This is a genomic window from Pseudomonas sp. PGPPP4 (assembly GCF_002256045.1).
GTDB lineage: Bacteria > Pseudomonadota > Gammaproteobacteria > Pseudomonadales > Pseudomonadaceae > Chryseomonas > Chryseomonas oryzihabitans.
Map to the genome: position 1 here is coordinate 152,606 of NZ_NKID01000010.1, position 21,623 is coordinate 174,228.

The following is a 21,623-nucleotide window of genomic DNA, read 5'->3' on the forward strand; positions in this document are numbered from 1 at the left end:
GGTGCGCGCGACCCCAACACGAGCCGAAAGGCCGCCTGGCTTGGGTTCGGTTGCCGGAAACATCCGGTAACTGGCACTGGATTCCGATACCACAGGATGCCACAGTGAGCGGCTGGACATAAATAATAAGGGTAATACCTGCATGGCCGTTTCCTCTGCCACGCCAGCCGTTCCTGGCGAAACCCCCACCGCCGCCCTGCCCGGTGCCTCGCCGATGGTGGCGGGAATCCTGGCTTCCTGTGCGCTGGCACACCTGATCAACGACCTGATCCAGTCCGTCCTGCCCTCGATCTATCCCATGCTCAAGGATAGTTATGGTCTGACGTTTACCCAGATCGGTCTCATCACCCTGGCCTTCCAGATCACCGCCTCGCTGCTGCAACCCTGGATCGGCTTCCATACCGACCGCCATCCTAAACCCTATCTGCTGCCCGCCGGCATGGTCTGCACCCTGATTGGTGTACTGCTGCTCGCCTTTGTCGGCAGCTTTCCCGCGATCCTGGCCGCCTCGGCGCTGATCGGCGTCGGCTCCTCGACCTTCCACCCGGAAACCTCGCGGGTGGCCCGCCTGGCATCGGGCGGTCGCTTCGGCCTGGCGCAATCCACCTTCCAGGTCGGCGGCAATGCCGGCACCGCCATCGGCCCCCTGCTGGCCGCCGCCATCGTCATTCCCTATGGGCAGACGCATGTCGCCTGGTTCGCGCTCTTCGCGCTGTTCGCCATCGGCGTTCAGTACGGACTGTCGCGCTGGTATCGCAATCACCTGCGCAGTGCCAAGGGCCGTAAGGCCGCTGCGGTCAGCCACGGCCTGTCGCGCGGCCGGGTGACCTTCGCGCTGATCGTGCTGGCGTTGCTGGTGTTCTCCAAGTACATCTACATGGCCAGCCTCACCAGCTATTTCACCTTCTATCTCATCGAGCGCTTCGGCCTCTCGGTCGCCAGCTCCCAGCTGCACCTCTTTCTCTTCCTGGGTGCGGTCGCGGCCGGCACCTTCTTCGGTGGCCCCATCGGCGATCGCATCGGCCGCAAGGCGGTCATCTGGTTCTCGATTCTGGGCGCGGCGCCCTTCACCCTCGCCCTGCCCTACGTCGACCTGTTCTGGACCAGTGTGCTCAGCGTCATCATCGGCTTCATCCTGGCCTCGGCCTTTTCGGCCATCGTGGTGTACGCCCAGGAACTGGTCCCGGGCAACGTGGGCATGATCGCCGGGATCTTCTTCGGCCTGATGTTCGGCGTCAGCGCCATCGCCGCCGCGGGCCTGGGCAACCTCGCCGACCATCGCGGCATCGAATACGTCTACCAGCTGTGCTCCTACATGCCGCTGCTCGGGATCCTCACCCTCCTGCTGCCCTCCACCCGCCGCAAGGCGGCCTGAGGTGCAGGCCACGGGAGCGCGAGGCTCCCGTGGCGAAGCGCTTCGCCACCCGCTACGCTGGCCGCCCCCTGAACCTTTCGCCGAGTCGCGATGAAGAGTCCCCTGCACTATCTGGTTCGTTATCCTTCCGCCAACCTGCTGTTCATCCAGCTCCTCGGTCTGCTGCTCTACCCGCTGGTGGAACAGGAAGAGCATGGCCGCGCCATCATCGGTGCCTTCGGCATCATCGTCCTGGCCACCGCCCTGCGCATGGTGCGGCGCAGTCCGACCATCCAGTGGCTGGGGTTCATCCTCGCCGGCTGCATCCTGGTGCTCACGGTGCTGGTGGAATGGCACGGCAATCCCCACCTGGTGGTATCCCTGGCCGTTCTCGATGCGGTCTTCTACTTCTATGCGGCAGGCAGTCTCATCGCCTACATGATGGAAGACCAGCGCGCGACCACCGATGAACTCTTTGCCGTGGGTGCGACCTTCACCCTACTGGCCTGGGCCTTCGCCCACGCCTATTCGGCCTGCCAGATCCTGCAACCCAACAGCTTCACCGCGGCCAACGACCCCCTGGCTGCGCGGACCTGGACCGAGCTGCTCTATGTCAGCTTCGCCATCCTCTCCGGCGTCGGCCTGAGCGATATCTATCCGATCAAGCCGATGGCGCGCTCGCTGGTGATGCTCGGCCAGTTCTCCGGTGTCATGTACATCGCCCTGGTGGTGACCCGGCTGGTCACCCTGACGGTCCGTAGCCGCTAGCCGAATCGCGCCAGGCCGAAGCTGTCGAGATCGATGTCGCTGCGCCCGGTGGTCACCCGCTGGGCGAGCGCCTCGCCCAGCGCCGCCGAATGCTTGAAACCATGCCCCGAGCAGGCGCTGACCACGGTTACGCCCGGCAACGCCGGATGGTCGTCGACGATGAAACCGAAATCGGGCGTCACGGTGTAGGCGCAGACCGCGCTGCGCACCGCCCGGTCTGCAAGACCGCCAACCCACCTCTCCACTTGATCACTGAACAGCCTGCTCGATTCTCTCGGGTGGATTGACCGATCAATCTCTATAGGGGTGGTATTATTTTGGTACTGCTCCGTGGCGACCTTGACGGCGTTTTCGCCTGGCAAGGGGGGAAAGCCGTAGAAGAGATCGCTGTCGCCACTGCCATGGGCGAGGATGAAGCTGGGTGAATCCGCCGGAAACAGCCCGGGCCTGGCGACTTCGAACCAGTGCAGCGTCTGCCGACAGACGCGCAGCAGCCGATCGAAAGGTGCGCCCAGCAATTCAGCGCTCCACATGCCCGCGGCGACGATGACCTGCTTCGCCCGCCAGCTGCCTTGCGCCGAATGCAGCCGTACGCCCTCCTCGTCCGCTTCCAGGCGCTCGATGACGGTATCGGTATGGACCTGGGCGCCCCGCTGGCGCGCCCCGTCCAGTTGCGCCTGGATACAGGCTTCCGGATAGAGATAACCGCCGCCTGGTTCGAAATAGCCCAGGGCATCGTCTGCCACGCGAAATTGCGGAAAGCGCTGGCGAATGGCGGTGCCGTCCCAGGCTTCATGAGGGATCCCGTACTGGCGCGCCAGCTCCAGGGTGGCCCGGGTGAAATCCGGGCGGCCATGGTGGGAGGTCGTCGTTGCGGTGGCGGTCATGATCAGCACCCCGCATTGCTCGAACAGCCGGGCGCCCTGCTCCGCCTCCAGCTCGCGCCAGAGCTGCTGCGAACGGATCGCCAGCGGTACATAGGCCGCGCCCTCGCCCACGGCCTGGCGGGTGATGCGGGTGGCGCCGTGGCTGGAGCCCAGGTCATGGGGCGGCGCATAGCGATCGATGCCCGCGACCCGGACCCCACGCTTCGCCAGTTGGTAGAGCGTGGCCGCCCCCATGGCGCCCAGGCCGAGCACGATCACATCGAAGGTGGAGTCCTGCACGCCTATCTCCTTGGAGCGCTAAGGGAGCTGGCACTCTAGCAGAGCCGCCAGAGCCATCCTGCGCAATGCCCTTCCCTGTCGACTAATTGATCTATGGGGTAGGTGCGGGAGCGCACCGTACCATAGGGGTGGTATTACCAAGGAAGGCAGGATACGCAAGGTCGCCTCTGATCCGCATACGGGTGCGCTGAACACTGCGTAGCGGGATGCAGCGGCGCATCCACCGCCCGCCAGGCGAAACGTCGACCCAGCTCGCGATAGCCGGAAAACACGAAGCCTCCGCTGCGCGCCTGATAGGCACTGCGCCTGGCGCGGTAGACCCGCGGAATCAGATACCAGGGCAAACCCGGCAGATCGTGGTGGACCAGGTGCAGGGTATTGTTGAGAAACAGCCAGCGCAGCGCCCCGCCGCTCTCGTTGAGCACGCATCTTTGCGCCGGATCCAGCGCCGGGCGGTGTTCGTAGAAGGATCGGATCAGCGCCAGGGCCAGCGCCGGCCAGGCCACTCCCAGCACATAGACCGCCAGGGGCATGCCAGACAGCCCGTGGATCGCCAGAAGCAGCCCTGCGCAGAGTGTCAGGTGGATCAGCCAGACACCCAGCACGCCCCGCTCGCCACGCCGGCAGCGGCGGACTTCGTGTTCCAGCATGCCGTGCAGCGACAGCACCGGTCCCACCAGGACACGCCCGAGCAAGGTCTTGTCCAGCCAGAGCAACGCGCGTCCGGCCTGCCCTCTTCGCTCCCAGAGCTCGCCATCCACATAGCGGCTCTCGGGGTCGAGGTCCGGGTCGGTGAGGTTCTCGCGTCGATGGTGCGCCAGATGGCTGTCCCGATAGAGCGGAAAGGGAAACCAGAGGCCGAGGGGTGGATAGGCCAGCAGGGCATTTACGCGGGGCCAGCGCGTGGGATGACCGTGGATCAACTCGTGCTGCAGCGATTGGTGCAGCACGACGACCAGAATCAGCGGTGGCAGGGTCCAGTAGCCAAGCAGCGGCCAGGCCAGGACGAGCAGCAGCCAGCTTGCGTAGACCCCTGCGACCAGCCCCCAGGTCGGCCATTCGCTGCGGGCGGTGAACGTATGCAGGAGTAATTTGACCAGGCGGCGATGCCGCGTATCGAGATAGACAGTCACCACGGGGCCCTGATAGCCAGAAATCAAAGCCGACCTTAGAAAAAAGGCATCCCGAAGTAAAATATCGTTAAGGCATTACTTCATGAACAAGGGGTTGTCCGCTGCCTTCGGCCATTCGATGGGTCGATATTCAACGTCTTGCCACGATAATGCCTCAGCCCCTCTAACGCTTATTCAAGCGACCAACAAAATCATAAGCTTATAAAAAATTAGCCATACCAAGTCCCAACTGTTGCGGGAACAACACTTATGCCAAGGAACATTTCAAGACATATCCTTAGCACTTTTGACAACTGGCCAATGGCTCGAAGTGCCTTCTAGACTTGTGCCAATTCTGCACTTGTCAAAGTCCGCCATGCTTTTATCCAGCAACATGCTCCGTACGGGTGAACCTGCACCCACTTCCCCGATAAAGACGCATGCAAGGCCAGCGGGCAGGCAGCGAGACGAATGGGCTCCGTCCACCGGATACCGTCCCGCAGCGCGGGTAGCGGCCATGAAGACCTTGGGCCGCCGTCTGCTGGCGGCGATCGCCCTGATCGGCGGCACCCGCGCCGCCCAGACCGAAATGGCCCGTCTCGGCCTCGCCCGTTCCGAATCTCTCCCGACAGCATCAGAAGGATCTCCTCTCCCATGAGCATCATTTCCGCAGGCTGGGGCGCCGGCCCTTCCGCGCGCCATGCCGAACTCTCGGCGCGCTTTCAGCCGCTGTTCCAGCGCATCCGCGCGGGCGCCATCGAACGCGAGGTGCAGCGACGGCTGCCGGTCGAAGAGCTGGACTGGTTGAAGGCGGCGGGCTTCACCGCCCTGCGGCTGCCGGTCGAGCACGGTGGCGCGGGTGTCACCCTGCCGGAACTGTTCGCCCTGCTCATCGAACTGGGCGAGGCGGATTCCAATCTGGTCCAGGCCCTGCGCGGCCACATGGGCTTTGTCGAGGGCCTGCTCAACAGCGACGACCCAGCGCGTCGCAACCGCTGGTTCGCGCGCATCGCTGCCGACGAGACAATAGGTCCGGCGTCCAGCGAAGTCGGCGATGCCCGGCGCGCCGAATTCAGTACCCGCGTACGCCGCGAGGGCGACGCCCTGCTGCTCTCCGGCACCAAGTTCTATACCACCGGCTCGCTCTATGCCGACTGGATCGACGTGGGCGCCACCGACGAGGCCGGCAATCGTGTCATGGTCACCGTCCGCCGCGATGCCCCCGGCGTCGAGGTGGTGGATGACTGGAATGGCTTCGGCCAGACCCTGACCGCCAGCGGAACGGCGACCTTCAGCAATGTGCGGGTAGAGCCTGCGGACGTGGTGGCGGTGGGCGAGCGCTTCCGCTATTCGCCCGGCTTCTTCCAGGTCTTTCACCTCGCCAACCTGGCGGGCCTGGGACGAGCCATGAGCAGCGAGGTAGCGGCCGCGGTCGCCGCTCGCACCCGCACCTTCACCATCGGCAACGCCGACCGTGTCAGCCAGGATCCCCAGGTGCTGGCCGTGGTAGGCCAGGTGCGCAGCGCGGCCTACTGCGCCGGGGTGATCGCGCTGAAGAACGCCGAGGCCTTGCAGCGGGTGCATGACCTCAGGCAGACGGACGACCAGGCCGCCGAGGATCGCGCGGTGGCGCTGGCCGAACTGGAGGTCTGCCAATCGCTCAATGTGGTTACGGACCTGATCATCGAGGCCTCCGGACGCCTGTTCGACGCCCTGGGCGCCTCGGCCACGCTGAGACCCCAGGGGCTGGATCGCTTCTGGCGCAATGCCCGCACCCTCGCCTCCCACAATCCGCGCATCTACAAGGATCGAATCGTCGGCGACTTCGCGGTCAACGACACCCCGTCGCCGCCGCAGTGGAAGATCGGCGTCGCCTAGGCCGCCGAACCGGCCGGAAACCCCGACGAGAGCCGCCCTGCCCGGCTGGCCGCCGCCCCCGGCGATGCTTTAAGCTCGCCGGCCTTACCCTCTGGAGCGGTGTCATGGAAAGGTCTCGCAGCAATCGTCAGGCCATGTGGAAGGCCATCAAGGATCCGCGCTTCATCCCGGTCGCGGTGGCGGCCGTGTGCATCGTGCTGTTCTTCGTATTCGGGCTGATCGACGTCCTGGGCAACTGATCTCCCCGCCGGGACGCCGGCCTATCCCGGCTGCGGACAGGCCATCATCCCTGCTCGCCCGGCCCGCGTGGACGGTCACCCAGGATGGTCGCCCGATGCATCACCCGCCGCTGCGGACGATAGTCGTCACAGGCGTAGTGCTGGGTGATGCGGTTGTCCCAGAAGGCCAGATCGCCCGCCTGCCACTGCCAGCGCACCTGGAATTCCGGTCGGGCGGCATGGGCGAACAGCAATTGCAGCAGCGCCTCGCTCTCGGCTTCTGCCAGCTCGACGATCCGGGTGGTGAAGCCAGCGCTGACGAACAACCCCTTGACCCCGGTTTCCGGGTGCACCCTCACCACCGGATGACGCACCGGCGGGTTGGCCGCGCGTGCCGCATTGAAACGCTGCAAGCCTTCCGGCGTCTGGCCGAAGCGCTCCAGCGGAAAGGATTTGCTCAGGTCGTGCCAGGCACTGAGACCGTCGAGCAACTCGCGAAGCGGTGCGGACAGCGCCGCATAGGCCGCGGAATTGCTTGCCCAGAGGGTATCGCCGCCATAGGCAGGCACCTGGCGCGCGCTGAGCAGCGACCCCAGCGGCGGCGTCTGGATGAAGGTCACATCCGTATTCCAGAGCGCGTTGTCCCTCAGGTCGTTCAACTCGGTATCCAGTACCAGGATTTCCGGCTGCTCGGGATGCTTGGGATAGATCGGGTGGATGTGCAGATCGCCAAAATGAGCCGCCACGTCCCGTTGCTGGCGTGGCGTCAGCAACTGGTCACGCAGAAACAGCACCTGGTGTTCCAGCAGCCCCTGGTGGAGTGCCGCGTGGCTGGCGGCGTCCAGGGGCTCGCGCAGATCCAGGCCATGGACGCGTGCCCCGAGGGCGGGGCTCAGACGTTCGAAGGTAAGAGGCATGGACGTCTCCCTACTGCCAGCCGGCATAGCGCCGCTGCAGGGCGCGCAGGCCCAGTTCGATGGACAGGGCGATGCTGGCGATCAGCAGGATGCCCACCACCACCACGTCGGTGGCCATGAATTGGGCGGCCGATTGCACCATGAAGCCCAGTCCCCGATTGGCCGCGATCAACTCCGCGGCCACCAGGGTCGACCAGCCCACCCCCAGGGCGATCCGCAGGCCGGTGAGGATGTCGGGCAAGGCACTGGGCAGGATGACGTGCCGCACCACCTGCGCTCGCGAGGCGCCCAGGCAGCGCACCGCCTGGAGTCGCGCCGGATCGACCCGGCGCACCCCACCCACGGTGGCGATCAGCAAGGGCGCGAACAACGCCAGATAGATCAGCAGCACCTTGGACAGCTCGCCGATGCCGAACCAGATCACCATCAGCGGCAGGTAGGCCAGCGGTGGAATCGGCCGATAGAACTCCACCAGGGGGTCCAGCGCCGCGTTCAGCGTCGGGTTGAGGCCCATGGCGATGCCCAGGGGTACCGCGGTGAGCACGGCCGCCAGCAGCGCCGCCAGCACCCGCAGCAGGCTGGTGCCCAGGTGTTGCCAGAGGCTGGCATCCAGATAGCCGTCGGCGAGGAGCCCCTGCAGGGCGACCAGTAGCTGTTCGGGCGACGGCAGGAACAGGGTATCCACCCAACCCAGGTGGGTCGCGCTCCACCAGAGCGTCGCCACGCCTGCCAGGGTGCCCAGCGCTGCCACGCGGCGGCGGTCCAGGTGCAGTCGACGGCGTTCCCGGGTATGGCGCAGTGAGGTTGTCAGGGTGTCAGAGGACATGATCGGGAGACTCCTGCAGAAAGAGGTCGAGCAGCTCCTGGCGCAGCTCGGCGAAAAGGGGATCGGCCTTGATCGCGCGAACGGGCTCCCCCGCCAGATAGCGGCGGGCGAAAGGCACTTCCAGGCGGCGGACGATGCGCGCGGGCGGTCCGTCCAGCACCAGCAGATCGGTCGCCAGAAACAGCGCCTCGTCGACGCTGTGGGTGATGAGGAACAGGCCCTTGCCGGTGCGTTTCCATACGTCCAGCAGCAGCACCTGCATGCGTTCCCGGGTCAGGGCGTCGAGGGCGCCGAAGGGTTCGTCGAGCAGCAGGAAATCCGGATCCACCGCCAGGGCGCGGGCCAGACCCAGGCGTTGGCGCTGGCCACCCGAGAGTTCGCCGATGGCGTGCTCGGCATGCTGCGGCAGCCCCACCAGTTCGAGCATCCCGCGGGCCCTGGCCTCGCGCTCGGCACGCCCCAGCCCGCGCAGGCGCAGGCCCAGGGCGACGTTGTCGAGCGCATTGAGCCAGGGCATCAGAGCGTCGTCCTGGAACACCACGCCGCGTTCGCCACCCGGCCCCGCCAGGGTCCGGCCATCGAGCTGCACGCGCCCTTCATCCAGGGATTGAAAACCGGCGAGCACGTTGAGCAGGCTGGATTTGCCACAGCCGGACGGACCCAGGACGACCAGGGAGGCGCCCTTCTCCACTGCGAGGTCGAGGCGCTGCAGGATCGGTTGACGGCGGCCACGGCGGACGAATCCGAGGCTGGCCTGTTCCAGGGTGAGTCGACTCATGACCGGCTCCTGTCGGCTGGGAAAAAAAGCCCCTCCGGAGAGGGGCGAATCGTGGCGTGAAGGGGCTCGCTATTGGGCCTTGCGGACGTATTCGGCGCTGACATAGGGCGAGTAATCGTCGAGCACCGTGGGAATGCGCTTCTGTTCCTTGAGGAATTCGGCGGTGCGGGCGATGGCCTTGGCCGTGCCGCCACCGAGCAGATCGGGCCCGAGTTGCGCCTGGGCATCCGGATAACGTGAGCCGGCCAGTAATTCGGGGATGTCCGCGGCATCGGCACCGGTCAGGCGAGCGATCTTCCTGGCCTGCTCGGAGTGCGCATCCCACTCCTTGCCGTGCGCCTGGTAGTCGGCGAAGGCCTGCAAGGTGACCTTGGCGTATTGGGCGATGATCTCGGGATGCTTTTCGGCGAAGTCCTTGCGCGCCACCCAGACCTCGAAGGTCGGCGCACCCCAGCTGCCCACCTGGGCGGCATCGGCGAGCACCTTGCCGTTCTTCTTGATCTCGCCCAGCGCGGGTGACCAGACGAAGGCGCCATCGATGTCACCGCGGCGCCAGGCGGCGGCGATCTCGGTGGGATTGAGGTTGACGATCTTGACCTTGGTCGGATCCACGCCCCAGTGCTTGAAGGCTCCCAGCAGGCTGTAGTGGGAGGTGGAAACGAAGGGCGTGGCGATGGTCTTGCCGACCAGCTGCTCGGGTCTGTCGATCCCGCTGCCATCGCGTACGACCAGGGCTTCGGCGGAATCGATTTGCGCGGAGACGAGGAAGGTCACCAGCGGCAGCTTGCGGGAGGTGGCCGCCGCCAGCGGGCTGGAGCCGAGATTGCCAATCTGCACGTCACCCGACGCCAGCGCGGCGACGACCTCGGGACCGCTGTTGAAACGGCGCCAGTCGATCTTCTGGCCAATCGCCTGATCGTAGCGGCCATCGGCCTGAGCGACCTTGGAGGGATCGACACCGGTCTGGTAGCCGACCACCAGATCGGCAGCGCTCGCCTGCACCGCGAGCGTTGCCAGGCCTATAGCCAGCGCCAGGGATTTGAACAGTGAATTCATGAAGGCCTCCTTGTCGGCAGGCACGCCGGAGCGCGCCCTCGGCATCGACTCGATGCCTGTCGGAGGCCAAGCTAAACGATCTAAGTATCGTCAGATAAATAACGAAAAGGAATCAGCTTAGGCAGGGTGCTGGACGATAGCGGACACCGCCCGCTTCCACCACAAAGGCGAACACAGCCTGGAACCAGGCCGCGGAAAGCAGCAATCAGCCCTTGCGCTGATTGAGGAAGCGGAAGCAGCCGGCCAGCAGATCGTCGAAGCGCCAGGGCTTGGGCAGGTAGTAGATATCCGGGGCGCGCTCGGGCTGCAGCTCTTCGAAATAGCCCGAAGAGACGATGATGGGCAGACCCGGCAACTGCTGCTTGACGCGGCGCGCCAGCTCCAGACCGTCGATGGCGCCCGGCATGCGGACATCGGTGATCAGCAGATCAGGCGTCGGACGCGCACTCGACAGGTATTCCCAGGCTTGATCCGCGGTACCGAAGGTATGCACCTGAAAGCCTTCGCCTTCGAGCACCTCTTCCATCAGCCCGAGCAACATGTTCTCGTCTTCGACGACCACTACCACTGGTTTCATAAATCCGTCTCGATCTCCGCAGGTCCGCCATCTGACTGGACGTATCTCGTTGGGGCGCGAATTCTACTCCTATCCTGCCCCTACTGCGCACCCTCCTCTGAGCTTAGACGCGAGGTGCGACATCCTGCCCCACTGATCGACAGAAAAAAGCCAGCACCGCGCGACAGACATTTCACCTGTCGGGGTGGTATTACTGTCCAGGGCTCGTTTACCGGGCATCCGGGGAACCGTGGCGAAGCCCCTCAGTCGGAAAACAGGTGTCTCGAAAGGCTCCCCGCGGTTCCGGCGCGTCAGCTTTTCTGGATCACGGGGAGCCGTCTGCCTGAGGAACTTGCGCATGACGGCCATCGACTGGACGGGTTGGCTCAACGCCCCCTGGATCACCACGCTGATCGCGGCGGGGGTCGCCCTGCTGATCAGCAGCGTCGCCCTGACCCTGGCGTTCGCGGCCATCCGCCGCCTGGCCAATCCCTTCCTGCTGGCGCGCAACCTGGTCAAGTACGCCGAGAAACCCGCGCGCCTGGCCGTGCCCCTGGTGGTGTTGCAAGGTGTCTGGAATTCCGCACCCGATGCCCTGCCGCTGTTGCGTGCCGTACAGCACCTCACCGGTCTGCTGAGCATCGCCGCCTTTACCTGGCTGGGCCTCAGGGCGGTCAAGGCCGTTGGTGCGACCATCGCCCTGCGCAATCCCGTGGACGTGGCGGACAACCTGAGAGCCAGGCGGATCCAGACGCAGAACCGGGTGCTGGTGCGCAGCCTCAGCTTCATCGTCCTGCTGGTGGGCATCGCCCTGATGCTGATGACCTTCCCGGCGGTTCGCCAGGTGGGTGCGAGCCTGCTCGCCTCGGCCGGGGTTGCGGGCCTGGTCGCGGGTATCGCCGCGCGACCGGTCCTGGGCAATCTCATCGCCGGCCTGCAGATCGCCGTGACCCAGCCGATCCGGCTGGACGATGTGGTCATCGTCGAAGGCGAATGGGGCCGGGTGGAAGAGATCACCGGCACCTACGTGGTGGTGCGCATCTGGGACGATCGTCGCCTGGTGGTTCCGCTGCAATATTTCATCGAGACGCCCTTCCAGAACTGGACACGCTCGTCTTCCAGCCTGATCGGGTCAGTCTTCTTATGGGTTGACTATTCCCTGCCACTGGCGCCAATCCGCACCGAATTGGAACGTGCCTGTGCCGAGGTGCCCCATTTGTGGGACGGACGCGTCTGCGTGCTCCAAGTGACCGATGCATCCCACGACTCCATCCAGCTGCGCGTGCTGGTGAGCTCGGGCGACTCCTCCAGGAACTGGGACCTGCGCTGCTTCGTGCGCGAGCGGCTGATCACCTACATCAACCGCGAATTCCCCCTCTGCCTGCCCAAACTGCGGACCGAACTGGGACGCCGCGATGCCCATCCCGCACCACTATCCGACGAAAGGCACGAGCCAGTCGTTCGTCAGCCAGAAGTCTGATTTTTCGGCCAATTGCGGCGATTAGGTGACCATCAAGCGGTTCACCTGGCGGTTATTCAGGGGTGCCAGCCCAAACCGCGACGGCTTTTGGGCATGCATCTGGCAATACGAAGCAAGACCGCAACATTCGAGCGGGAAACTTGTGACGTTGTCCGTGAGTCAGTGCGAGAGCAATCTGGAAATCCGCGAAGCAGTCCTCGCCCAGATCCAGACATCTCAAGAAGAGGTGACCGGCAAAAAGGCTGTAGCAGCTCGGCTGTAGGCGTTTTTGAACCAGGAGCATCGAGCTTCAGGAAAGAAGCAATCAGGTAAACCTCAGTCTCGAACTTGCTGCATTGGGAGCGCACCATGGCAAATGCCGTCGTGGGGAAATTTGGGGCTCTGGAGCCCGTTGAAACTGCCACTCGCACCACCAGATCCAGCTCTCCTCGCAAGCGCACGGACGAGCCTCAGCTGACGCTGAGCTCCGTCGTCGAAAGTCGCAAACGCATTCTTTTCGTGACCCCGGAAATTTCCGACTTCGTCAAGGCTGGTGGCCTGGGCGAGGTATCGGGTGCCCTGCCGCGTGCCCTCGCCGCCTCCCATGACGTCCGGGTGTTGATCCCCGGCTATCGTCAGGTGATGGCCGCGATCAAGGATCGCGTGCAGATGGTCGGCCGCATCGCCGCCCGCGCCGCCATGCCGGCCTGCGAGATCGGTCGCGTCAACCTGGAAGACGGCCTGGTCGTCTATGTGCTGATCTGCCCCGAACTCTATGAGCGCCCGGGCAACCCCTATGGCGACCTGAACGGTGCCGACTGGGCCGACAACCACATCCGCTTCGGTCGCCTGGCCAGCGCTGCCGCCGATTTCGCCCTGGGCGACGCCTCCATCCGCTGGGTACCGGACCTGCTGCACCTCAACGATTGGCAGACCGGGCTCGCTGCTGGCTACCTGCGCTGGAAGGGTGCCAGCACCCCCTGCCTGACCACCATCCACAACCTGGCGTACCAGGGTCTGTTCCCGGCTTCGGTCATGGCCGATCTGGACATTCCCGCCCACGCCTTCCAGATGGAGGGCCTGGAGTTCTGGGGCAAGGTGTCCTTTCTCAAGGCCGGCCTGGTCTATGCCGACCACATCACCACGGTCAGCCACACCTACGCCCAGGAAATCACCACCGCGGAATTCGGTTGCGGCCTCGAAGGACTGCTGCAGGTCAAGGCCCGCGACGGCAAGCTGACCGGCCTGCTCAATGGCATCGACGATGGCTGGAGTGCCTGCAGCGATCCGCATCTGTGCCAGCAATTCACCGAATCGGACTGGGACGGCAAGGCGGTCAACGCCGCGCGCATTCGCGAGGAATTCGGCCTGGAGCCCTCCAACGGCCCGCTGTTCGCCGTGGTCTCCCGACTGGTCCAGCAGAAAGGCATCGACCTGACCATCGAGGCGGCCGATCACATCGTCGCCCGCGGTGGCCAGCTAATGATCATCGGTTGCGGCGAGCCGCACATCGAGCGTCAGGTACGGGCCCTGGCCCTGCGTTATCCCGGTCGCGTCAGTGCCCACATCGGCTTCTGCGAGACCGAAGCACGGCGCATGTACGCCGGTAGCGACTTCCTGCTGATGCCCTCGCGCTTCGAGCCGTGCGGCCTGAGCCAGATGTATGCCCAGCGCTTCGCCTCCCTGCCGATCGCCACCCGCACCGGCGGCCTGGCCGACAGCATCGAGGACGGCACCACCGGCTTCCTCTTCGCCCCGCTGTCGCTGGAAAACTACATCGGCGCCATCGACCGCGCCCTGGGTGTGTTCGAACGTCAGGACCTCCTGCTGGCCATGCGTCACCGCGCCATGCAGGGCCCGTTCTTCTGGTCCGAATGCGCCAAGCCCTATGCCTCGCTGTACCTCGATCTGCTTAAGACCACCGCTCACCAGGAACGTCAGGTCGGCGCCTGAGGCGCAACCTGACTACCAAGCGCTTTTCCCTCGGCAAAAGGCCGACGAAAAGCGCTCTCCCCGCCCAACTTTGAGCAACTCTCACCGGTCATAACAGCACCTGCGGCCAACTGGGCCGCAGCGTCTTTTCTGCCGTCCGGTTTCGGGAGTTCTCTATCCATGACTGATATTTCGCGCGACGCAGCCGCGGTGACCGGGGGCTATGCCTGGCAGACCCGTGCCGGTGCCACCCTGGTGAGCAAGGAACGCACCCTCTTCCACTTCTGGGCGCCCAGCGCCGACGCCGTGTCGGTGGTCCTGGAAGGTGGCATGACCCTTCCCATGGAAGCCGAGCAAGACGGCTGGTTCGCGGTGGAGGCCCAGTGCGGTGCCGGCACCCGTTATCGCTACCAGATCAAGGACCTGCTGGTCCCCGACCCAGCCTCTCGCGCCCAGGCCGGCGATGTGCACGAGCCCAGCATCGTCATCGACCCGACCACCTACCACTGGCAGACCGTCGAGTGGCAGGGCCGCCCCTGGCACGAGAGCGTCATCTATGAATTGCACGTCGGCACCCTGGGTGGCTTCGCGGGCGTCGAGAAGCTGGTGCCGCGCCTGGCGGCACTGGGCGTCACCGCCATCGAGCTGATGCCGCTGTCGGAATTTCCCGGCGATCGCAACTGGGGCTACGACGGCGTCCTGCCCTACGCGGTGGAAGCCTCCTATGGCACCCCGGACGACCTCAAGTCGCTGATCGACACCGCCCACGGCCATGGCGTCATGGTCTACCTGGACGTGGTCTACAACCACTTCGGACCGGACGGCAACTACCTGCACGCCTATGCCGAGCGCTTCTTCCGCGAAGACATCCATACGCCCTGGGGCGCGGCCATCGATTTCCGCCAGGACGCGGTACGCCGCTACTTCATCGACAACGCCCTGATGTGGCTGATGGAATATCGCTTCGACGGCCTCAGATTCGATGCCGTGCACGCCATCAACGACAAGGGCTTCCTCGAAGAGATGGCCGAGGAGATCCGCAGCACCGTCGAGCCGGGCCGCCACATCCACCTGATGCTGGAGAACGAAGACAACACGGCCACGCTGCTGGGTGGCAAGCACTACAACGCGCAGTGGGCGGACGATTGGCACAACGTCATCCACCCCATGCTGACCGACGAGAACGAAGGCTACTACCAGGACTTCACCGAGGACGCCACGGCCAAGCTGGTGCGCTGCCTGGGCGAGGGCTTCATCTACCAGGGCGAGCAGACCCGCCATGGCAAGGCCCGCGGTGAACCCAGCAAGGACCTGCCGGCCTCGGCGTTCGTCATCTTCCTGCAGAACCACGATCAGGTCGGCAACCGCGCCTTCGGTGAGCGCCTGACCCGTCTGGCACCCGAGCCGGCGCTAAAGGCCGCCACCGCCCTGCTGCTGCTCAGCCCGATGATTCCGCTGCTGTTCATCGGCGAGGAATGGGGCAGTCGCCAACCCTTCCTGTTCTTTACCAGCCACAACGACGAGCTGGCCGAACTGGTCCGCGATGGCCGGCGCAACGAATTCAAGGATTTCGATTTCTTCACCAGCGAAGAGCATCGCCAGCAGATCCCCGATCCGAACGCCGCCAAGACCTTCGTAGACTCCAAGCCGAATTTCGGCGAAGCCGATCAGCCCGACCACGCCGCCTGGCTGGGGCTGTATCGCGAGCTGCTGGAAATCCGCCGCCGCGAACTCTTCCCGCGGCTGGAAGGTGCTCGCCCCATGGGCGCCGAAGCCCTGGCCGAGCGCGCCGTGCGGGCGCGCTGGAGTCTCGCCGACGGCAGCCGCCTGACCATCGAACTCAACCTGAGCGACAAGGCCGTACCGGTGGACGAGGCTCCCCAGGGCGAGCTGTTGCACAGCAGTGACGCCAGCGCTACGCCGACCCGCCAGGACGGCACCCTGGCCGCTCACTCGGCACTGGTCTGGCTGGAGAAAAAGGCATGAGTGGAGATCGTCTGGAACAACTGGCGGAGGCCGCGGGCATCGCCATCGAATGGACCGCCTACGACGGCAAGCGCCAACGGGTGAGCCCCGAGGCCCTGCGCAATCTGCTCAAGGCCATCGAGTTGCCGGCGGACAGTGACGACGAGATCGACACCAGCTTGCGCAAGCTGGCCGAGGTGGGCGACAAGCACCATCTGCCGCCGCTCATCACGGCGGTGGTCGGCAAGCCGGTCGGGGCGCCGGACCAGTTCAAGCGTGGCGTCCGCTACCAGGTGCAGCTGGAAGACGGCGAGCGTCTAGACGGTCAGGTGGACGACCGCGGACAGCTGGCGCCGATCAGCGCCGCCGGTTATCACCAGGCCGAGGTCGATGGCGAAGCCCTGACCCTGGCCGTCGCGCCGGAACGCTGCTTCACCATCGCCGACGCCACCGGCGACGAGCAGGCCCGTCTCTGGGGGCTGGCCGTGCAGCTCTACAGCCTCAGGCGCGAAGGGGGCAGCGGCGCCGGCGATCTGCTGGGCTTGGTGCACTTCGCCAAGGCCGCAGGCAGCAAGGGCGCCGATGCCCTGGCCATCAGCCCGCTGCACGCCATGTTCAGCGCCGACGGCAGTCGCTACAGCCCCTACTCCCCGTCGAGTCGGGTGTTCTTCAACGTGCTCTATGCCGCGCCGGAGCTGGTCCTGGGCGCCGAGCCCGTACGCCAGGCCATGCAGCGCGCCGGACTGCAGGCGGAAGCCGAGCGCCTGGAGCAGCTGGAACTGATCGACTGGCCGGCCCTGGCCAGGCTGCGGCTGCGCCTGCTGCGTACCCTGCACCTGGACTTCCGCACCGCTGGCGGTGAGCTGCGCGAGCGCTTCGAGGCCTTCCGCCGCGACGGTGGCGACGCCCTGGAAAACCATTGCCGCTTCGAAGCCCTGCATGCCTCCTTCACCCAGGGCGATGCCTCGCCCAGCTGGCAGCATTGGCCCCAGCAGTATCGCGATCCCAAGAATCCGGCCGTGGCCGAATTCGCCGAACGCCATGCCCAGGACGTGGAGTTCTATGCCTTCACCCAGTGGCTGGCCAGCGAAGGACTGTCCGCGGCCCAGGCGCAGTGCCGCGAAGCGGGCATGAAGATCGGCCTGATCGCCGACATCGCCGTAGGCGCTGACGGTGGCGGCAGCCAGGCCTGGAGTCGCCAGGAAGAGCTGCTGGCCTCGGTCACCGTGGGTTGTCCGCCGGATCTGCTCAACCAGAAGGGCCAGGGCTGGGGCATTTCCGCCTTCTCCCCCACCGGCATGGTCAAGCATGGCTTCCGCGCCTTCATCGAGATGCTCAGGGCCAACTTCGCCCATGCCGGCGGCGTGCGCATCGACCATGTGATGGGGCTGCAACGTCTTTGGCTGGTGCCCGAGGGTGCCTCCCCGGCCGACGGCGCCTATCTCTCCTATCCGATCGATGACCTGCTGCGGCTGGTGGCCCTGGAATCCTGGCGTTATCGCTGCGTGGTCATGGGTGAAGACCTGGGCACCGTACCCGAGGGCTTTCGCGAGCGGCTGGCCGAGCGCGCCATCATGGGCATGCAGGTGCTGTTGTTCGAGCGCGATGGCGAGGCCTTCAAGCCCGCTGCGCAGTGGTCGGACACGGCCATGGGCATGCCCACCACCCACGACCTGCCGACCCTCACCGGCTGGTGGCAGGGCCGCGACGCCGACTGGCAGGAAGAACTCGGGCTGCTGCCCGATGGCACCTCGCGCCAGGACCGTCTCGACGAGCGGGCCAAGGATCGTCAGCAGCTGGCCAAGGTGCTGGAGCTGGACGACACCCGGGAAAGCAACGTCGAGTCCGCCGTCGATGCCGCCATCGACTTCATCGGCCGTACCCCGGCGCCCCTGATCATCCTGCCGGTGGAAGACGCCCTGGGTCAGCTGGAGCAGGCCAACCTGCCCGGCACCACCAACGAACACCCCAATTGGCTGCGCCGCTGGGACGACCCCGCCGAGCGCCTGCTGGATGCCGCTACCCCTGAACGACGCCTACGCGTGCTGAGCACTGCTCGTAACAATCCGGAGAACACTCGATGAGTCGCTTGCGCGCTACCGTACGCCTGCAGTTCCACAAGAACTTCACCTTCGACGACGCCCTGCCCCTGGTGGAGTACTACGCCAAGCTGGGCATCAGTCACTTCTATGCCTCGCCCATCACCACCGCGCGCGCCGGTTCCGTGCACGGCTATGACGTGGTCGATCCGACCCGGGTCAACCCGGAGCTGGGCGGTGAAGAGGCCTTGCGCCGCCTGGTCGCCCGCCTGCGCGAACACGGCATGGGCCTGATCGCCGACTTCGTGCCCAACCACACCAACGTGGGCGGCTCGGAAAACGCCTGGTGGCTGGACATCCTCGAATGGGGTCGCCAGAGCCGCTACGCCGGCTTCTATGACATCAACTGGTACGGGCCCGACCCGGATCTGCAAGGCCAGGTGCTGCTGCCCTTCCTCGGTGACGCGTACGGCAACGTGTTGCAGGCCGGCGAACTCAAGCTGCTGTTCGACGCCGAGCAAGGCGCTTTCCGCGTCGAGTACTACGCCCACCACTTCCCGATCAATCCGGGTACCTACGGTCAAATCCTGCGCGAAAGCGACCTGCCCCAGCTCAGTCTGTTCGCCGATGCCTTCTCGGCACGGGCCAAGGACCTGGAAGAAGCCCGCGGCGCCCAGCGCCAGCTGGCCGATGCCGCCAAGGATCCCGCCGTCGCCGCCGCCATCGACAAGGCGGTCGCCGCTTTCGAGGGTAGCCAGGTCGCCAACCAGGAGCGGCTGCACGCCCTGCTGGAGAGTCAGCACTATCGCCTGGCCAGCTGGCGCACCGCTTCGGACGACATCAACTGGCGGCGCTTCTTCGACATCACCGAACTGGGCGGCCTGCGCATGGAGCGCCACGAGGTGTTCGAGGAAACCCATTCGCTGATCTTCCGCCTGATCAGCGAAGGCCTGCTCGACGGCCTGCGCCTGGATCACATCGACGGCCTGGCCAATCCGCGCGCCTATTGCCGCAAGCTGCGCCGTCGCGTCGACGACCTCTGCGCCAGCCGCAGCGGCGGAGCGCCGGAGGACGGCTTCCCCATCTACATCGAGAAGATCCTCGCCGAAGGCGAGCAGCTGCGGGAAGGCTGGGGCATCGACGGCACCACCGGCTACGAATTCATGAACGAGGTGTCGGCGGTGCAACATGCCGCCAGCGGCGAAGCCCCGCTGCGCCAGTTCTGGGCCGAGCGGACCGGCCGCACCGAGGACTTCCTCGAAGAGGTGCGGGAAGCGCGCCGCCTGGTGCTCACCACCGCGCTGAACAGCGAATTCGAATCGGCCGTGCATACCCTGCACCTGCTGGCCCAGCAGGACTGGCGCACCCGCGACACCAGCCAGGGCGCCATCCGCCGGGTGCTGCTGGAGCTGATCGTGCAGTTCAAGGTCTATCGCACCTACGCCGGCGCGGCGGGCTTCGTCGGCAACGACGCCCAGTGGTTCGATACCGCGCTGGAAGCTGCCCGTCCCCACGTCAGTGAGGCGGAGCAACCGCTGCTGGAACAGCTGCGCGCCTGGCTGGGTGGCGACGCCCCACGTCACAAGCCCGTGGGCAGCGTGGCCCGGCGCGAGCAGCGCCGTGCCATCACCAAGTTCCAGCAGCTCACCTCGCCGATCGCCGCCAAGGCGGTGGAAGACACGGCCTGCTATCGCTCCGCGCCGTTGCTGTCGCGCAATGACGTGGGCTTCGATCCGCAGCATTTCGCCCAGCCGGTCAGTGCCTTCCACCAGGCCAGCGGCTGGCGTGCCGAGCACTTCCCGCGCAACATGCTGACCACCGCGACCCACGACCACAAGCGTGGCGAAGACACCCGTGCACGCCTGGCTGTCGTGTCGGAATGCCCGGACGCCTACATCGCCCAGGTCAGCCGCTGGATGGAACAGGCCGCCCCCCTGCGCGGCCAGTGGAACGATGCCCCGGCGCCGACCCCGGGCGATGAACTGATGCTCTACCAGACCCTGCTCGCCAGCTGGCCGCTGCATCTCCAGGCCGATGACCAGAAGGGCCTGGAGGCCTATCTGGAGCGGCTGCTGCAGTGGCAGGAAAAGGCCCTGCGCGAAGAGAAGCTGGAGTCCGACTGGTGGGCGCCGAATGGCGACTACGAGGCGGCCTGCAAGGCCTTCCTCGAAGGTCTGCTCACCGACGACAACTACCGGGCCCTGCGCGGCGAGATCGTCACCGCGGTTCGCGAACTGGCTCCGGCCGGTGCGCTGAACGGCCTGGTGCAGATGCTGCTGCGCAATACCGCGCCCGGCGTGCCCGACCTCTACCAGGGCGGTGAATTCTGGGACTTCAGCCTGGTGGAGCCCGACAACCGCCGTGCCGTGAACTATGCCCCGCGGCAGCAGGCGCTGGCCAAGCACGCCTCCGTCGAGGCTGCGCTGGATGCCTGGCAGAACGGCGAGATCAAGCAACAGGTACTGGCTGCCGTCCTGCAACTGCGCAAGCAGCAGCCACAACTGTTCACCGAAGGTCGCTACCTGCCCCTGACCGTAGTGGGTGCTCATGCCGATCAGGTGCTGGCCTTCGCCCGTACCTGGGAGCGACAGGCCGTGATCGTCATCGTGCCGGTGCACGCCTCCGACCTCATGCAGGACGATGGGAATCTGCGCTTTTCTGCAGAGGCTTGGCAGGACACCCGGATAAAACTTCCGGAAACCTTGTCCATGTACCGTTTTGGGGAAACTTTTGCCCCGGCATCTGTCCATGACCAGAAGAAAGAGCTTTCTGTCGGCGAGGTTCTGGCACGTTTTCCGCTTGGATTGCTCAGCACACAAGACATCACTCAAGGAGCCGCACCGCAATGACCCAAAAAGACGAACGCATCCAGCAGCTCGCCTATCAGATCTGGGAGTCCGAAGGACGGCCGGCCCACGAACACGATCGCCACTGGGAGATGGCGACTCGACTGTACGAAGCCGAACAGGAAGGCGTGGCCAAGAAGACCGCGGCCAAGAAGCCTCGCGCGACCAAGGCTGCTGCAGCGAGCGCGGATAAGCCCGTCGCCAGCAAGGCCCGCACCACCGGCAAGACCAAGAGTGGCAGCGAGAAGGCCGCTACCGAAGCCGCAGCGGCCGGTGAGTCGGTAACCGAGAAGGTGGAATCGGCGGCCAAGAAGGTTGCCTCCAAGGTCAAGCAGGCGGTCAAGCCCAGTGCAGGCAAGACCGGCGCGAGCAAGACCACCGCCAGCAAGGCCAAGGCCGACGCCAATGTCGAGGCTACCGGCGTAGGTGTAGCACCGGCCACGCCGAAGAAGCCGCGCGCGTCCCGCGCCAAGGCGACCACGGCCAAGCCCGCCGCCACCGAGTGATGTGATGTTTCGGCCTGGCCGCTCGGCCAGGCCTTCCCCCTGCCGCCTCGCTGCGGTATCTGCGTTATCGCCGTTTTCCTGATTTTTCCTGAAAAAACAACGCTTTGTCGGTTCGCCATCAGGGCTCGGAACTGCGCTGCGTCGGGCCTTTCATATGCAGGTAGCCGGATCTGTATCGATTCAGCCACCGGCAGGTATTGAGAGCCGAGTCAGAGCTACTTCCTTCCTAGCTATCCCGAGAGCGTCG

Annotated in this window: 17 protein-coding genes; 10 read left to right on the forward strand and 7 right to left on the reverse strand. The window is 65.5% G+C overall.

Going from position 1 to position 21,623, the window contains the following annotated elements; translation table 11 throughout:
* Positions 1-142: 142 nt before the first annotated feature.
* Together CFE50_RS17990 and CFE50_RS17995 are read left to right on the forward strand one after the other, a co-directional pair.
* The gene (locus CFE50_RS17990; protein WP_430695144.1) at positions 143-1,375 is read left to right on the forward strand and encodes an MFS transporter; all 1,233 of its coding nucleotides are present in this window, start codon (positions 143-145) and stop codon (positions 1,373-1,375) included.
* A 90-nt stretch (positions 1,376-1,465) separates the two neighbouring features.
* Complete coding sequence (locus tag CFE50_RS17995) at positions 1,466-2,122, forward strand: ion channel (RefSeq protein WP_007161807.1); 657 nt, start codon at positions 1,466-1,468, stop codon at positions 2,120-2,122.
* Here the strand turns inward: CFE50_RS17995 and solA are convergent.
* Both solA and CFE50_RS18005 read right to left on the reverse strand, forming a co-directional pair.
* Positions 2,119-3,288: an N-methyl-L-tryptophan oxidase gene (gene solA / locus CFE50_RS18000; RefSeq protein ID WP_286736488.1), complete on the reverse strand. Its 1,170-nt coding sequence runs from the start codon at positions 3,286-3,288 to the stop codon at positions 2,119-2,121. The genes CFE50_RS17995 and solA overlap by 4 nt on opposite strands.
* Positions 3,289-3,422: 134 nt before the next feature.
* Positions 3,423-4,421: a fatty acid desaturase gene (locus tag CFE50_RS18005; RefSeq protein ID WP_286736490.1), complete on the reverse strand. Its 999-nt coding sequence runs from the start codon at positions 4,419-4,421 to the stop codon at positions 3,423-3,425.
* A 633-nt stretch (positions 4,422-5,054) separates the two neighbouring features.
* Here CFE50_RS18005 and CFE50_RS18010 point away from each other — a divergent pair.
* Both CFE50_RS18010 and CFE50_RS18015 read left to right on the forward strand, forming a co-directional pair.
* Positions 5,055-6,278, forward strand: a complete 1,224-nt coding sequence (locus CFE50_RS18010; protein ID WP_286736492.1) for an acyl-CoA dehydrogenase family protein — start codon at positions 5,055-5,057, stop codon at positions 6,276-6,278.
* Positions 6,279-6,382: 104 nt separating this feature from the next.
* The gene (locus CFE50_RS18015) at positions 6,383-6,517 is read left to right on the forward strand and encodes a hypothetical protein (RefSeq protein WP_255211796.1); all 135 of its coding nucleotides are present in this window, start codon (positions 6,383-6,385) and stop codon (positions 6,515-6,517) included.
* A 44-nt stretch (positions 6,518-6,561) separates the two neighbouring features.
* Here CFE50_RS18015 and tauD read toward each other — a convergent pair whose 3' ends face one another.
* From tauD to CFE50_RS18040, 5 genes are all read right to left on the reverse strand, one after another.
* A complete protein-coding gene (gene tauD / locus CFE50_RS18020; RefSeq protein ID WP_286736494.1) occupies positions 6,562-7,413 on the reverse strand; it encodes a taurine dioxygenase in 852 nt (283 codons plus the stop codon).
* 10 nt (positions 7,414-7,423) lie between these two features.
* Entirely contained in the window at positions 7,424-8,239 is an 816-nt protein-coding gene (gene tauC / locus CFE50_RS18025) for a taurine ABC transporter permease TauC (protein WP_241810365.1), read from the reverse strand.
* A complete protein-coding gene (locus CFE50_RS18030; RefSeq protein ID WP_241810366.1) occupies positions 8,229-9,017 on the reverse strand; it encodes a taurine ABC transporter ATP-binding protein in 789 nt (262 codons plus the stop codon). The genes tauC and CFE50_RS18030 overlap by 11 nt, the downstream gene beginning before the upstream one ends.
* Before the next feature lie 69 nt (positions 9,018-9,086).
* The gene (tauA, locus tag CFE50_RS18035) at positions 9,087-10,073 is read right to left on the reverse strand and encodes a taurine ABC transporter substrate-binding protein (protein WP_286736497.1); all 987 of its coding nucleotides are present in this window, start codon (positions 10,071-10,073) and stop codon (positions 9,087-9,089) included.
* Between the two features lie 205 nt (positions 10,074-10,278).
* The gene (locus tag CFE50_RS18040; protein ID WP_027599241.1) at positions 10,279-10,650 is read right to left on the reverse strand and encodes a response regulator; all 372 of its coding nucleotides are present in this window, start codon (positions 10,648-10,650) and stop codon (positions 10,279-10,281) included.
* A gap of 337 nt (positions 10,651-10,987) precedes the next feature.
* Here CFE50_RS18040 and CFE50_RS18045 point away from each other — a divergent pair, with 337 nt between their 5' ends.
* The 6 genes from CFE50_RS18045 (at position 10,988) to CFE50_RS18070 (ending at position 21,376) form a co-directional block, all read left to right on the forward strand.
* The gene (locus CFE50_RS18045; RefSeq protein ID WP_241809707.1) at positions 10,988-12,109 is read left to right on the forward strand and encodes a mechanosensitive ion channel family protein; all 1,122 of its coding nucleotides are present in this window, start codon (positions 10,988-10,990) and stop codon (positions 12,107-12,109) included.
* Between the two features lie 348 nt (positions 12,110-12,457).
* The gene (gene glgA / locus CFE50_RS18050; RefSeq protein ID WP_241809706.1) at positions 12,458-14,041 is read left to right on the forward strand and encodes a glycogen synthase GlgA; all 1,584 of its coding nucleotides are present in this window, start codon (positions 12,458-12,460) and stop codon (positions 14,039-14,041) included.
* Between the two features lie 159 nt (positions 14,042-14,200).
* Positions 14,201-16,006: a malto-oligosyltrehalose trehalohydrolase gene (treZ, locus tag CFE50_RS18055; protein ID WP_286736503.1), complete on the forward strand. Its 1,806-nt coding sequence runs from the start codon at positions 14,201-14,203 to the stop codon at positions 16,004-16,006.
* Positions 16,003-18,069 carry a 4-alpha-glucanotransferase gene (malQ, locus tag CFE50_RS18060; protein ID WP_286736506.1) on the forward strand — a complete coding sequence of 689 codons (2,067 nt, stop codon included), beginning with the start codon at positions 16,003-16,005 and terminating at the stop codon, positions 18,067-18,069. Before treZ ends, malQ begins: the two co-directional genes overlap by 4 nt.
* Positions 18,066-20,873 (forward strand): malto-oligosyltrehalose synthase, encoded by a 2,808-nt coding sequence (gene treY, locus CFE50_RS18065; RefSeq protein WP_286736508.1) that lies wholly within the window; start codon positions 18,066-18,068, stop codon positions 20,871-20,873. The genes malQ and treY overlap by 4 nt, the downstream gene beginning before the upstream one ends.
* Positions 20,870-21,376, forward strand: a complete 507-nt coding sequence (locus CFE50_RS18070) for a DUF2934 domain-containing protein (protein ID WP_286736510.1) — start codon at positions 20,870-20,872, stop codon at positions 21,374-21,376. The genes treY and CFE50_RS18070 overlap by 4 nt, the downstream gene beginning before the upstream one ends.
* The last annotated feature ends 247 nt before the right edge of the window (positions 21,377-21,623 follow it).